The 13,727-nt window shown below is 71.3% G+C and carries 13 protein-coding genes and 1 pseudogene; 10 read left to right on the top strand and 4 right to left on the bottom strand.

Annotated features, from left to right (window positions below; genetic code table 11):
* Positions 1-2: 2 nt before the first annotated feature.
* Positions 3-1,625, bottom strand: a complete 1,623-nt coding sequence (locus ACZ52J_RS22075) for a hypothetical protein (protein WP_465620987.1) — start codon at positions 1,623-1,625, stop codon at positions 3-5.
* 327 nt (positions 1,626-1,952) lie between these two features.
* Here ACZ52J_RS22075 and ACZ52J_RS22070 point away from each other — a divergent pair, with 327 nt between their 5' ends.
* The gene (locus tag ACZ52J_RS22070; protein WP_465620985.1) at positions 1,953-3,284 is read left to right on the top strand and encodes an MFS transporter; all 1,332 of its coding nucleotides are present in this window, start codon (positions 1,953-1,955) and stop codon (positions 3,282-3,284) included.
* 530 nt (positions 3,285-3,814) lie between these two features.
* Here the strand turns inward: ACZ52J_RS22070 and ACZ52J_RS22065 are convergent.
* From ACZ52J_RS22065 to ACZ52J_RS22055, 3 genes are read right to left on the bottom strand one after another with little or no spacing between them, the layout of a single operon-like run.
* Positions 3,815-4,648 (bottom strand): WbqC family protein, encoded by an 834-nt coding sequence (locus ACZ52J_RS22065; protein WP_465620983.1) that lies wholly within the window; start codon positions 4,646-4,648, stop codon positions 3,815-3,817.
* Positions 4,593-5,261 carry a YdcF family protein gene (locus ACZ52J_RS22060; protein ID WP_465620982.1) on the bottom strand — a complete coding sequence of 223 codons (669 nt, stop codon included), beginning with the start codon at positions 5,259-5,261 and terminating at the stop codon, positions 4,593-4,595. The genes ACZ52J_RS22065 and ACZ52J_RS22060 overlap by 56 nt, the downstream gene beginning before the upstream one ends.
* A gap of 13 nt (positions 5,262-5,274) precedes the next feature.
* The gene (locus ACZ52J_RS22055; protein WP_465620980.1) at positions 5,275-6,360 is read right to left on the bottom strand and encodes a helix-turn-helix domain-containing protein; all 1,086 of its coding nucleotides are present in this window, start codon (positions 6,358-6,360) and stop codon (positions 5,275-5,277) included.
* Between the two features lie 150 nt (positions 6,361-6,510).
* On the opposite strand from ACZ52J_RS22055, the gene ACZ52J_RS22050 reads away from it, so the two are divergent.
* The 9 genes and pseudogenes from ACZ52J_RS22050 to ACZ52J_RS22010 all read left to right on the top strand — a co-directional run bounded on the left by ACZ52J_RS22050 (position 6,511) and on the right by ACZ52J_RS22010 (position 13,552).
* Positions 6,511-6,957 carry a hypothetical protein gene (locus ACZ52J_RS22050; RefSeq protein ID WP_465620978.1) on the top strand — a complete coding sequence of 149 codons (447 nt, stop codon included), beginning with the start codon at positions 6,511-6,513 and terminating at the stop codon, positions 6,955-6,957.
* Positions 6,947-7,408 carry an ATP-binding protein gene (locus ACZ52J_RS22045; RefSeq protein ID WP_465620977.1) on the top strand — a complete coding sequence of 154 codons (462 nt, stop codon included), beginning with the start codon at positions 6,947-6,949 and terminating at the stop codon, positions 7,406-7,408. Before ACZ52J_RS22050 ends, ACZ52J_RS22045 begins: the two co-directional genes overlap by 11 nt.
* A gap of 357 nt (positions 7,409-7,765) precedes the next feature.
* Positions 7,766-9,313 carry a nucleotidyltransferase domain-containing protein gene (locus tag ACZ52J_RS22040; protein ID WP_465620975.1) on the top strand — a complete coding sequence of 516 codons (1,548 nt, stop codon included), beginning with the start codon at positions 7,766-7,768 and terminating at the stop codon, positions 9,311-9,313.
* Positions 9,310-10,440 (top strand): hypothetical protein, encoded by a 1,131-nt coding sequence (locus ACZ52J_RS22035; protein ID WP_465620973.1) that lies wholly within the window; start codon positions 9,310-9,312, stop codon positions 10,438-10,440. The genes ACZ52J_RS22040 and ACZ52J_RS22035 overlap by 4 nt, the downstream gene beginning before the upstream one ends.
* Positions 10,418-11,210: pseudogene (locus ACZ52J_RS22030) on the top strand (SDR family NAD(P)-dependent oxidoreductase). The gene ACZ52J_RS22035 and the pseudogene ACZ52J_RS22030 overlap by 23 nt, the downstream one beginning before the upstream one ends.
* 34 nt (positions 11,211-11,244) lie before the next feature.
* Positions 11,245-11,676: an NUDIX hydrolase gene (locus ACZ52J_RS22025; protein ID WP_360499722.1), complete on the top strand. Its 432-nt coding sequence runs from the start codon at positions 11,245-11,247 to the stop codon at positions 11,674-11,676.
* Between the two features lie 261 nt (positions 11,677-11,937).
* Positions 11,938-12,078, top strand: a complete 141-nt coding sequence (locus ACZ52J_RS22020) for a hypothetical protein (protein ID WP_360499461.1) — start codon at positions 11,938-11,940, stop codon at positions 12,076-12,078.
* A 74-nt stretch (positions 12,079-12,152) separates the two neighbouring features.
* Positions 12,153-12,839: a pentapeptide repeat-containing protein gene (locus ACZ52J_RS22015; protein WP_465620970.1), complete on the top strand. Its 687-nt coding sequence runs from the start codon at positions 12,153-12,155 to the stop codon at positions 12,837-12,839.
* Between the two features lie 203 nt (positions 12,840-13,042).
* Complete coding sequence (locus ACZ52J_RS22010; RefSeq protein ID WP_465620968.1) at positions 13,043-13,552, top strand: hypothetical protein; 510 nt, start codon at positions 13,043-13,045, stop codon at positions 13,550-13,552.
* Positions 13,553-13,727 lie beyond the last annotated feature (175 nt).

The following is a 13,727-nucleotide window of genomic DNA, read 5'->3' as shown; positions in this document are numbered from 1 at the left end:
GCCTACTTCTTGGAGCGCGCCTTGAAGGCCGCCTTGCGGGCCTCCTTGGCGACCGCCCGGTCCAGGTGCAGCTCCCCGATCGCCTCCAGGACGTCCGCCGTGTACGGGTGGTCGACCCGCCACAGCTCACCGAACCAGGCCGCCGGATCGCCCTTCACCGGCAGGTCGGTGACCAGTTCGCGCAGCAGCGCGGCGTCGCCGCCGTTGTCCAGCAGCTGGGCGGCGAAGGTGTCGACCACCGTCCACAGCGTCATCGTCCGGGTCGGCACCGGCACGTCCGTCGCGCCCTGCGCGGTCAACCAGGCCCGCCCCGCGCCGCCCAGCTCCGGGTCGTCCAGCACCTCCCGGACGGCCGGTTCGGCGCCCGGCCCCAGCAGGTCGAGCGCGGAGACGCAGAGCATCCGCCGCAGCGGGCCGTACGCGTCGTCGCCGCGCGCCGCCACGAGCAGTTCGCGCGCCGCCGCGACCGGCTCCCGGTCGGCGGTCCACACCCGCAGCTCCTCCTCCGGCAGCACGTTGGCCGACTCGCACAACCCGCGCAGCAGCTCAGCGGCGTCGCCCTGGGCCAGGTCGCCGACCAGCGGCGCGTCGTAGCCGTCCTCCAGCAGCCACTGCCGGATGCCGTACTGGCCGAGCGGGGTGAGCCGGACCAGGCCGAAGCGGGCCGACTCCTCCTCGTCCAGCGGCTCCTCGCCGACGACGGCGGGCTCCGCGCCCTCCTCCTCGTCGAACAGCTCCGGGTCGATCGGGCGGTAGTCCAGCAGGCCCAGCTCGGCCAGGTCGCCCAGCATCGGGTCCAGCGCGACCATCACATCGGTGATGTCGCCCAGCAGCTCCTCGCTCGGCTCCTCGCCCTCCGGCACCACCAGCAGCGCGGCCAGCACGCCCAGCGGCACGGTCTCGTTGCCCGGCTCGGCGAAGGCGGTGGTCTCGTAGAGCACCTGCAGCGCCTCGTCGAGCAGCTCGGCGGCCTCGTCCCGGGCCTCCTCGACCTCGGAGAGCCCGTCCTCGTCCTCCTCGCCGGGCTCGGCCTGCGCCTCGGCCCCCTCCGCCGTCTCCTCCGGCAGCGAGTCGGCCTCCACGGCCAGCTCCCGGACGATCCCGGCGGCGGTCAGCCACAGCTCCAGGACGGTCTCCGGATCGCCCTGCTCGGCGGGCTCCAGGTCCGGGCCCGGGACGGCGACGTGCTCGCCCTCCGCGGTCGTGCCCAGCTCCACCAGGTCCAGGTCACAGGCGAGCGACCAGGCCCGCAGCGCCTCGATCTCGGCCTCCTCCGGCACCTCGCCCTCGGCCGGGGCCAGGCCCAGCAGCCGCGCCGCGGGCGCCCGGTCCGCCTCGACGAGGTCGCCGAACTCGTCGACCGCCAGGTGCGGGGCGGCCCAGCGGGCCAGCGCCAGCGCGTACCCGAACATCGGGACGGCCTTCGCCTGCCCGGCCAGTTCCTGCTCGGGGGGCAGCTTCACCGGCGGCACCAGCACGGCCGCGTCGTCCAGGTCCTCGTCGTCCAGTCCGTGGGCGGCGAACGCCCCGTAGAGGTCCTGGAGCTCCAGGTCGGCGGGCAGCACCGCCTCGGCCGCGCCCTCTCCCGCCGAGCCCCCGGTGTTCTTGCGACGTCGTCCGGCCATCGTTGTGCGCTCTCCCTCAGCCAGCGGTCAGCCCAACAGCGCCGCGTACCGTTTCACCACCTCAGCGTATAGGTGTGGCACCCCCGATGCCCGGCCGCAAGGGGCGCACGCAGGGGCGCGCGCCGCGAATGCGCTCCCACCCCTTATCCTTCGACCTGGTACCCGCGCACACCCCGCGCGGGCCCGCCGGGCAACGAAGCCCACAATCCTCAGCTCATCCGCTCCACCAGGGAGCCCCGCACCGCGGCCACCACCACAGCGCCTCAGGACGGGCGCGCCGGCCTACCCCGCCGACCCGGTGGTGCCCTGCCACAGGAGATCCCTTACATGGCGGACCTCTCCCCCGCCGGCTCCGGCCTGCGCACCGCGCAGCTCGACGGACGCCGACTGTCGGAGGCCCTGCTTCCCCTGGAACTCGCGCCCCGGCCCCAGCTCCAGCTCTCCGCGATCAGCCGTTGGAACGCACTGCGCGGAGTCCGCGTCGGCCTAGTGGCCGCCGCCCTGCTGCTGATGCTGATCGGTGCCAACCTGGCGACGCCGATCTACCCGATGATCCAGCAGCGCCTCGGCCTGACCGCGCTCGACACCACGATCCTCTTCACGATCTACGTGTTCGCGCTGGTCCCGGTGCTGGCCATCGTCGGCCACTGGTCCGACCACCTCGGCCGCCGTGCCCTGATCCTGCCCGCCGTCGCGCTGGCCGCCGCCGGTGACGTCGTGTTCGCGACCGCCGGCAGCTTCTGGCAGCTGGCGATCGGCCGGGCCGTCCAGGGCATCGCCGTCGGCCTGTCCACCGGCGCCGCCGGAGCCGCCCTCGGCGACCTGCTGCCCGACCACCCGACGCTCGCCGCCAAGCTCACCCTGGCCTGCTCAGCAGGTGGCGTGGCGCTCGGCCCGGTCGTCGGCGCCCTGCTGTCCGGCGGCTCCGACCCGCTGCTGACACCCTTCCTGCTGCACGCCATCGCCCTGCTCACGCTCTGCGTGCCGCTGGCGCTCGTGCACCCCCGGATGCCCGGCCGCAACCGCGCGCCCGCGTCCCCGCCCCGCATCACCACCCCGGCCCACCTGCGCCCCCAGCGACTGCGGCTGCCGCGCACCGGCCGCCGCGAGTTCCTGCTCGCCGCCTCGGCCGGCTTCATCTCCTACGCGGTCTTCGGCGTCTACCTCAGCCTGGCCCCGTCCTTCGCCGCCAAGCTGCTGCACACCCCCTCGCACCTGACCGGCGCGATCGTGGCCGCCCTGCTGCTCGGCTCCTCGGCGGCCGCCCAGCTGATCGTGCCGCCGACCTCGGACCGCGTGGTGATCGCCCTCGGCATGACCGGCCTCGCCGCAGGCCTGGGACTCGTCGTCGCCGCCGGGTACACCGGCACGCCCGCGCTGCTCTTCATCGGCAGCGTCCTCGGCGGCGCCTGCCAGGGCGTCGCCTTCCGCTCCCTGTTCACCACCGCCGTCGCCGCGATGAACCCGGAACGCCGGGGCTCGGAGATGAGCGCCCTCTGGATCATCGTCTACCTCGGCAGCTCCCTCCCCATCGTCGCCGTGGGCGCCCTCGTCCAGAGCTACGGCCTCCTCCCCGCCGTCAGCGGCTTCGCCGCCGTCGCAGCCCTCGCCTGCGCCGCCCTGGCCGTCGCCGTGGCCCGCAAGCCCAAGACGGCCTGACCAGCCCCTGGGACGGCGCTGCCCGGGCCTCCTCACGAAGGAGTCCCGGGCAGCGCCGTCCCAGGCGAACACCCGCGCGTCATCCCGTCCACTGCGCACGTCCCCCACCGTTCCCCACCATCCACCCCCCACCCGCCTGCCGGCGGGTGCCCGCCCCCGCCCTCGGTGCGACAGGCGCCACCACACAACTCCTTCGACCGATGGAGAGGTTCGCTCGGCAGCAGGTTGACGGCCTCTACCCAATCAGGGCGAGCTCTGCCTCCACTGCCGTAGAGGTAGCACGCCGTGCTCCCGGTGCAGCCGGACGGCCGTACCCCCTCATTCGCCGCCCTCGGACCGCCCGGGACACACGGGCGGACCCTGTGGCGCCGGGGCCCCGACGACACCGAGTCGAACGGCGCGTCGGCTGTAACCGGTCCCGCCCGACGTCCACCGCTCGATCGACGAGGAAGCGGCCCACCAGCGGAGCATGCGCGACGACGGCGCTCCGTACCTCCTCAACTTCGGCTACAGCTACGGCTTCGCGTTCGTCAGCCCCGAACACCGCGAGGGCCGCTTATTCCGGGAGTGCCCGCAAGAGTCCGGCCAGTGCCGAGAAGAGGTCGGCACAGGAGTTCGGCCAGTTGCTGCGGCCCGTAGGCGGTGAGCGCGGCGACCGCGCTCATTCGGGACGCGCCGACCCACAAGCCGCCGTTCGGGACTGCGAAAGGCCGAAGCTCGATGGCGGCGCGGTCGAAAGCAGCAGGCTCGATGTAGCGCATTCCGCCCGTCCCGCAGAGATAGGTGCCGGCACCGACCGCCGAGCAGAGTTCTGCCAGGCGCTGGGAGCGGCCGGCACTCGCGTCAAGGTCGCTGCTGACCACTACCCGGCCGGTCCAGCCGACCATCGACAGGAGCAGAAGTGTGGATTCCTGCGCCACGATCCCCGTCCGGTCGGTGCGTTCGAAGACGTCGAAGAATCGATCCAGCCGTTCCTTGAACCCCGCCCAGTACGGAGCGGTCCGGTAGTGCTCGCGCAGCAGGTCCGCGGTTCGACGGCGGCTGCGCACCGGTTCGGTCATCCGGGCGTCCCGGATCAGGGTCGCCCGCCCTGCCGGAAGGTGAGTGGGGACACTCAGCCACCGGGTCGGGCCCGGCACGCCTACGGCCCGTGCGAGGCGGGCGCGGTGCTGGTAGTCGCGGCGGGCGAACTGCACGTCGTCCAGGACGATCCACACGTCCGCCGTGAACAGCTTGGCGAACGTGGACAGGCGGGGAAACAGGTTCGGCTGATGGACGGCACACACCAGCCCGTCAGATGATTCAGCCTCAGGTGAGCAACTTGCTGTCGAATCCGTCGGCCAGAAGCCGCTGATACGCGCCACGGACTGTCTCCGGAACATCCTGGGCGACGGCGAACCCGAGCCCCGGGTACTCGATCACCCGCTGGAGGTCGCCCACGAGGCCGTCGATCACGAGGGCGTCGTCGCCGATCGTCTTCACGTAGTCGTTCAAGTTCATCGGGGTCGAGGCGCACACCGCCTCGACCTGCGGCCACACTTGGCGGCACGTGGCGTACGCTCGGCGCTCCATGTACGGCATGCTCACCAGCAGTACCGAACGCACGTCGAGACCAGCAACCTCCAGAACCTCCCGGGAGAACTGGATGTTCTGCCCGGTGTTGCGGGCCCGCGGCTCCTGGAGGATCGCGTGACCGGGCACGCCGAGCGCGAGGGCGTGCTCGGTGAAGTGCGCGGCCTCCCCCCGGGGGAAGTGATCAGGCCGGGAGGGGTTCGGCCCGCCGGTGAACACGATCCTGGACACCAGACCGTCCAGGTACAGCGCGGCCGTCTCGGCGGCGACCCCGAGGTCGTGGCAGCCGAGGCCGATCGCCACATCGCACGGTTGCCGCCGGTGCCCCATCTGGTGGTACTCCCAGATCAGCGTGGCGTCCGCCCACTGCCGGTCGGTGATCTCGCGCTGCCGAGTGTCCGCCACGTCGTTCTCCTGCTCAATGGAGGCACGGTGCCCGCTGGAAGCCGGTCCGAATGCCTTGGATGCTCCTCTGCTGGTGGGTCATACCGTACTTGGCCGCCAATGCCTCGGCCCGGTCCAGCAGGGCGAGCCCCTCCCCGGCCGTCGCACGGTCGCTGAGCAGGATGTGCCCGTGAGCAGTGGTCAGCCGAACGTCCTGCATCGGAACCGCAGCGGTCGCGTTCAGCCGCGCGATCTCTATCTGTCGCACCGCCTCCCCCAGGTTCCCCGTCCCCCGGTGCGCAAGCGCAAGTTTCTGGTGCGCTGTCGCCCAGTCCTCCACTTCGCCGAGGTTCTCGAACGCCAGGATCGCCGACTCCGTGATGCCGACGGCCTGCTCGTGCCGCCCTTGCTTGTCCAACGCGGTGCCGACCCAAAGTGCCGCCCTCGCCCGGTCCCGCGGACTGAGCCGGAAATCGCCGGCCAATTCCGAGTACCGGGACGCCGCCGCATCGAGCTTCCCCGACATTTCCGTGACGACTGCCAGCGATAAGTCCAGCTGCGCGATCCGCCTCGGAATATCGAGTTGAGTGAACAACGACCGCGCCTGGCTGTACGACGTCGAGGCCGACAACGGGCCGAGCAGCACCCCTTGGTCGCGGCGCAGGTCACCCACGAGCGCGCTCGAACGGGCCAGCAGATAGAGACCTCGCTCGTCGAGCTCCCGCACGGCCCAGCGCGATCGCCAACGTTCCAGCAGGCTTCCGGCGAACACGAAGTCCTGCCGAGCCGCAGCAAGGACCGCTCGCTCGATGTCCTCCGTCCACGATTCGTACTCCCATGCCCGAGGCCCTGCCTGCATCTCCGCATGCATCGGAGCACCGGTCTGCTGTGCTACGAGAGTTTCGAAGCGTATCCGGGCTCCCGGATCGCACTGCCGCAGCACGGTGTCAAAAATCGCCTGAGTGTCCGGCCGGGGCTGGGTTCCCGCCCCCAGCCTCTCCCAGTTCGTCACCGCCCGCACCGACATGCCGAGGAGTGCAGCGAAGTCCCGCACGGACTTGCGGCATGCCACCCGCAGAGCCTTCGCTTCGAGCCCGGTCCACACGATCACTGCTGCCATCGCCACCTCCTGCTCCGGAAGTCATGGAAGCACCAGAAGCGGTGACTGTGCGCCAGAACTGCCACGGAACTGCCACGGCACGCGATTCCGTGACGTCCCGGGTTCGGGCAGCCTCAAAGCAGACACCCTCAGTGACCCGGAAGGAAGCGGATGCTGACCGAGCAACTCTCCGTCCCTCAGCCCGTGGTGGTCGGGCTCCTACGTGAAGCCGTCGCTGCGGGACTGCCGCGTCGGCGGGCGCTGGCCGGGGTCCTCGGCGACTTCTGTGAGCGGCGGGAGCTTCGTCTCGCCGAGGTGATCACGGATGACGGCACCGGGCCTGATGCCCTCCTCGCCCGCATCGAGGCGCGAGCCGACCTGTACGCCGTGGTCCTGCCCACGATCGCGCACCTGGGCAGCCACGCCGACGCCGACCGCCGACTCAGGTGCCTGGCCGACGCCGACATACGGCTCCTCGTCGCACGAGGCCCCAGGACCCTTTTCCGCCCCCGAGCAAGTGAGGCGCCCCATGGAACCACGAACCATCACGATGAGGTTTCCGGCCGACCGGGCGAGTATCGGCTCCCTCCGCCGCTGGGCGCAGCAAGTGATCGATGAACTCGGCCTGGGTGACGATGAGTTGGGTGACTTCGTGGGCGATGTGAAGGTCGTGCTGTCCGAGCTCGCCACCAATGCGGTCGTTCACGGCTGCGGGGGCGGACGGCCGGGTCTGGCGCTGAGTGCGGCACTGGGGCTCACCGAGGACGGTGCGCTGCGGGCGTGCGTCAGCGACCCCGGGCCCGGGCGGCCCGAATTGCGGGCGGCGGACGGGGAAGCCGTCGGCGGGCGTGGGCTCGCGCTCGTCCTCGCTCTGACGGACCGGTCCGGCGTCGACTCCCTTGCCGGGGGCGGGAAGTCGGTGTGGGCGGAATTCGACCTGTCCGCCCCGACCCGGGCCACGCCGTTCACTGTGGCCACTGCGGCTGCCACGCGGGCGGACCGGCGCCGGCGGGCGGTGTCGGCGCCGTTGCAGGGCCCGGTGGCGCTGGAGCGAATACCGGCGGCGTGACCGCATGACCCCAGTACCCCCGCCTCGGCAACCACCGCACGCCGGCCCGAGGCGGGACCGGCGGCTCCGGGTGAACCCCCGCAGCTGGAGCCGCCCACATTTCGCCGGCCTCGGCGACCCGCCAGGCCGGAAACCCGTCACGCCAAAGGGAGATTCGCCGTGCCGCGAACCGCCGCTCCGATCCTGGAGGCTCCCCAGCCTCCGCCGACCCCGCCGCCTCCGCCCCCGGCCCCGCCGACCCCGCAGCCGCCGTACCCGGGCCGTTAGCCCGATCCGGCTCTCGGCCGGGCGCCCCGCGGCGTCCGGCCGAGAGCCGCCAAGTGCCCCACCGTCGTTGTGCACCACCCGGAGGAAATCGTGTCCGTCTCCCCTGAGCACGACCCCACGTACGCCTCCGACGTCCGGGCCGCCGAGGCGGCCGAGCACGGCATCGTGCTCCTTCACGACGACGACCCGGTGATCGGCACTTCCCGAAGCCTCTCCCACGAGCGGCACGTCACCCCGGCCTACGCCGACTACCAGCGGCACCTCCACCTACAGATGCACCAGCTCGTTGCCGAGGGCAGGTGGGCGGAGACCGTCGTGGTCGGCGAGCACCGGGTCATGGCCGTCCAGGACGCCATCCGCCAACACCTGCACCCGATCGCCCCGCTCGTGCCGCCCCGAGCCCTGCCGGGGGTTCGGGTGGTCGCGCTCGGGGGCATGTCGGAGAGCGGCAAGAGCACGGCGGGCGAGTACCTGCGGGTCAGGCACGGATACGCCCGCCTCAAGATCGGCTACCTGATCGACGATGCCGCCCAGCGCGCGGGCATCGCCGACCCGTACGCGATCCCGGCCGTGGTGCGGGCCGAGCTGCTGGTCGACGGCCTCGACCGGTTCTGCGCGGCCCACCAGTTCCTCGAACACGTCACCATCGAGTCGCTGCACGACCAGGACGCGGCCGCCGAGTTGCGACGGATGCTCGGCGAGCAGCTGACCGTCGTGTATGTCGACGCGACGCCTGAGGTCCGCGCCGAACGCGGCACCGCCGGGCACGAGGACGTGGTCGAGCGCGACGCCGTGAAGGCCCGCCGTGGCGCGGCCGGGATCGCCTCGCTCGCGCAGGAGGTCATCGACAACAACCACAGCCGCTCGCACCTTGAACGTCGCCTCGACGGGATTGCCCTGGCTTGCCGATGGCCGCTGCGCAGGCCGTCCACGACGCCGGTGAACACCCTGGGCCTGCCCGTCCACCTGGAGTCCTACCTGTCCGAGTTGCTGGACCGCACCACCCTCCAGGTGCCGCCCGTCATCGACCTCCTCGCCGTGACAGGCAGCGGAGCCCGAGGCAAGTACCAGCACGGCTGGTCCGACCTGGACGTCTTCGTCATCGCCGAGCAGGACAGCCTTCCCGAGCTCCGACGGGCCCTCGCCGACCTCGAAGCCGAACTCGGTGGCGTCAAGCTCGGCCTGACCGTGCTGACACAGGAGGAGTGCTGCACCGGGGCGGTCACCTCCCGCCTGCTGCACGTCCTCATGCTGATCGGCTCCGGTGCCCTCGCGCCGCTGTGGTGCCGCCCCGGCCTGGGCCTGCCTGCTCCGGACGCGGCCGACGACGTCGCGGCCAGTGTCGAGGCCGGAGTGCAGGCCGCCATCGAGATCCGTCGCCAGCTCCTCAAGGGCGCTCCCGACCTCCGTGCCCTGTTCAAAGTCACCGCCCTGTTGGCCAAGGTGATGCTGCGCTTCGAGGACACCGAACGCGCTTCCGACGACGACGCGCTGGGCGTCTTCCTCGACCGCGAGCCCGACATCGACGCCGACCTACGCCCCCGGGCCCGCGAGGACCGCGAGAAGGCGGTGGAGCTGGCCAACACCGTCCTGGGCCACTGGCTGGCCACCATCTCCCTGCCGACGAGCCGCGCATGAACGGCCCCGCCGCCCCGGGTCCGGTCTTCCGCAAGATCCTCTCCCCCGCCGCAGCGGAGGCCGAGGTCCAGGGCTGGCAGGTCGCCGCCCGCACACTGCCGGTGCCCCGACTACTGGGCCGCAGCCAGGCGGCAGGAAAGCACGTCGTGGCCTACGAGGACGTGTTCGCCACCGGCCGGTGCAGCATGCTGCTCGGCGACGTCATCGCCACCGCCGACCGGCACCCGAGCGCCCTGCCCCGGGTCACCGCGCTGATCGACGCTGTCCGCGACAGCCTGCTGGCCGCAGTCGCCGACAGCGGCCGAACCGAGCCGCTCTCGTCCTGCGTGCCCGGCCTCTACCTGGACCGCATCCGCCCCGGCGGACGGATCGACAACTGGTACCTGTCCGGCGACCCCGCCGTCCCTGCCCCACGCACTGACCGGCCGATCCCCGTGCACGCCCTCACCGGCCACCTCTTCGTCGTCAACGGCATCCCGATGCGCCTCGACCTGCCCGCCATCATCTGGGAAGTCCGCGAAGCACTCTGCTCCGCCTGCACCTGGATCACCGCGCTCACCCAGGGCGACCCGACCGAACCGAACATCGCCGACCCGCTGTGCTGGCTCGACTTCCAGTACGCCGGCCGCAACACGCTCGCCGGGGAAATCGCCATCCTCCTCTGGTACTTGCTGGGCATGGGCGGCTGGCTCGTACCGACCTACCAGCCCGACGTGTACACCCGCACCCTGCCGCTCCACCTGCCACCGGTCACCACCCCGCACCTCGAACAGGTCGACCACGACGAGCGCCACCGCCGACTGGAAGTCCGCTACACCTGGCCCGTAGGCGCCGGACGCCAGGCCGCAATCACCCGCCTGTTGAAACGTGTTCGTGCTGACCTCGCCCCCGCCGCCGGGCTGGACCCGGACCGGTTCCTCACCCAGATCCGCCACTTCCTCACCCTACGAATCCTCGGTGTGATTCCGCCCGACCGCCTCAGCGGCCACGACCTCCTCCTGCTCCTGGCCAAACTCGCCGAAACCCAGCAGCCCGAGACCGTCTGCGAGACCTTCACCCGCGCCCAGCCTGTGCCGGCCACCAGCCCCGACGATCGGACCGACGATGACCACACCCACGCCGCTTGAACTGCCCATCGCCGCCCTGCTGCTCCAAGGCCGGGTGGCCCTGGTCACCGGCGGCGCCACCGGGATCGGAGCCGCGATCAGCCGAGCCCTGGCCGCCGCCGGAGCTGCCGTCGCCGTCAACCACCTCGCACAGATCCACCAGGCCCGCACCGTGCTCGCCGACGTACGACGCGAGGGCCGCAACGGCATCGAGGTCAGCGCCGACCTCACCGACGAACGCCGTCGCCGCGCTGGCCAGCCAGGTCGAGTCCGAACTCGGGCCGGTCGACGTTCTCGTCAACAACGCGGGCGCCTACCCGCGCATCCCATGGGGCAAGCTCGGCGAGGACGAGTGGGCGCGCGCCATCGAGTCCAACCTGACCATTCACTACCGCACTTGCCGGGCAATCAGCCCCGGTATGAGCTCCCGTCAATGGGGCCGGATCGTCAACATCGGCAGTGTCAACGCCCGCGCCGGCCGCGCCGGACTCACCGCCTACAGCACCGCCAAGGCCGGACTCCTCGGCCTCACCAGGTCGCTGGCCAGGGAACTTGGACCGGCCGGGATCTGCGTGAACACTGTCGTACCCGGGGCCATCCAGGTCGAGGCGGAGAACGACCTGCCCACCCACCACCGCGCCCGGCCCGAGGACCAGATCCGTCGCCAGTGCGTCCAGCGCCGAGGCCGACCCGAGAACGTCGCCGCAGCGGTCGCCTTCCTGGCCGGCCCCAGCGCGTCCTTCATCACCGGCCAGTCGTTGCACGTCGACGGCGGCTGGCTCCTCCACTGACCCGCCCATCCTACCGAACAGGAAGCAGGCCACCATGCAGCACCGCGTCCGCGCCGTCCTCCTCACCCCGAACGACACCATGCTGCTGATCAAGCGCATCCGCCCCGGCCTCGACCCGTACTGGGTGATCGTCGGCGGCAAGACCGAACCGACCGACGCCAGCCCCAAGGAGGCCCTGCTGCGCGAGGTCCGCGAGGAGATCGCGGGCGAGGCCGAGATCGTCAGCCTCCTCCACACCATCGAGACCGCCGACGAGCGCCAGGACTTCTACCTCGCCACCATCGAGAAGTGGAGCTTCGAGGACCGCACCGGGCCCGAGTTCACCCAGGAGGGCCGAGGCGAGTACCTCCTCGAAGAGATCCCCCTGACCGCCGACGCCCTCGACGCGGTCAACCTCCTGCCCCAGGGCTTCGCCACCGTCCTGCGCGCGGCCGTCGAGTACGGGGAACTCCTCCCGGCCCGGTAACCACGGGAGCGGCAGTAGGGAAGGCGTCAACACCGAGCGGGCGGCCCCCACCCCAGCAGGCCCGCGAATTCTGACGCCGCACCATCGCCTGGTCACGTTGCAACCGCGACCTGACCACCCGCGAGGTCGACCGACCCGGCCTACGAGGACTTCCGGGCGGGGAACGTCCTGGAGTGGAACATCGGCTCGATGCTGGACCGCGCCCATCCCAACAGGCCCTGGCCACCGCCCTGTCCGATACCGTCCGCGAGGAAAAGCCGCATGGCCCTGGGCGAACTGCTGGCCGCCAGCAACACGGCCGTCGTCGCCCATCTCACCGGCGTCGCCACCGTGACCGGCCCCACCGCCGGGCCGTTCGACAAACGGCCTGCCTGGGACAACTGGTCGAACAAGGGCAAGTAGCGCCACCCCCGAACACCCTGGGCCTGCACCAGCGGTGCAGGCCCGGCCCGACCATCGAGAGAGCGGAGCCCCTCATGGACAGCATCACCTTCGGCCGTATCACCGTGACCCTGCCCCACCTGGACGAGCCCGGCCTGTACCTGTCCAACGTCACTACCCTCGACTCCGCCCGCGGTATCGTCCAAGACTTCCAGTACGGCGACGCCGACCTGCGGGACCTGGATCTCGCCGAGACCCGTCTCATCACCGGCCGCGTCTCCAACCTGCGGGTCAACCGCATGCAGATCGACCAAGTCCGCCTCGACTCTGTCGAGTTCGACACCTGCGACCTCGCTGCCGCCCGCATCACCGACAGCAAACTCTCCCGGGTCGTCTTCCGTAACTGCAAGATCATGGGCGCCGGGCTCATCGACGTGACGCTGGACAACGTCCTCTTCGACAACTGCAGGCTCGACTACGCGACCTTCGAGCAGACCCGCGCCACCGGCCCGGTCGCCTTCTCCAAGTGCGCGCTCACTGAGGCGTCGTTCACCGGTTGCGACCTCGGCGGCGCAGTCCTCGACACCTGCAACCTGCGGCTGACCGAGTTCGGCCGGGGTAAGTACCAGGACCTGGATCTGCGGGGCAACGACCTCACCACACTGCGGGGCGTCGCCAACCTCGGCAAGGTCCTCATCGACCGCACCCAGCAGGCCGAACTCGCCGAAGCCCTGGTCGCCGAGCTGGATGTGACCTTCGCCGACGACCTCGACGACCTGTGAGCCCAGCCCGGGAGGAATGGAGGCAGCAGGCTCGAATCCCGGGGCCGGCCCAGCCGGGTTTCCCCGCACTGGCCACGCACGGAATGTCGCGAACGGCTCACACTGTGTCAAATGCCGTGGTACGTTTCGTAATCCAACCAAAAACAGGTGACCCCGGCAGCGCGCCAACGCTCCGGGGTCCGGCAACAGGAGTCCACCTCCCGATGCGAGTACATCGTAGCGCCCACGTGCGCAACTTCACCGTGCTACCCAACGCCCTACTCCAGTACCGGCGGCTGTCCTACACCGCTCGCGGCCTGCTCGCCGACCTCCTCTCCCGCCCCGACGGCTGGCGCGAGGACGGGCGGCACATGGCCGATACCAGCCCCCAGGGGCGCGGCGCGGTCCGTAAGGCGCTCAAGGAGTTGACCGACGCCGGGTACTACCGGGTCGAGAAGATCCGGTTGCCGGACGGCACGATCATCACCGAGACCCACGTCTACGACACCCCGCAACTCCCGCGACCGAGTGCCACCCCTCCGGCCTCCGGCGGAGGGGCCACCGGTCACGCTGACGGCCCTGTAGTAAAGAACCGGCAGCAAGAACCCACCCTCCCCGCACCTCCGGATTCCGAGAGCGAAGCGGTCACCACCCTGTTCCGGGCGATCCAGCCCGAGCCCCGACTGCGTCTCGGCGAGGCCGAAGCGCGCGAACTCGCGCCCCTCGTCGCGTAGTGGCTGCAACGCGGCGCGACCCGGGCCGACCTCGCCCACGCCCTGCTGCCGGGCCTGCCCGTCCCGATGCACTCAGCGGTGGCCGTGCTGCGCTACCGCCTGGAGCACAAGATGCCTCCCGTCCCGGGCGCAGCGGCACCCAGGTACTCCGAGTGCACCAGGTGCCACGATCCCG

Source organism: Kitasatospora sp. NPDC034035 (genome assembly GCF_055575755.1).
Note: the sequence above shows the minus strand (reverse complement) of the source record. Positions and strands in the feature narration are given on the sequence as shown.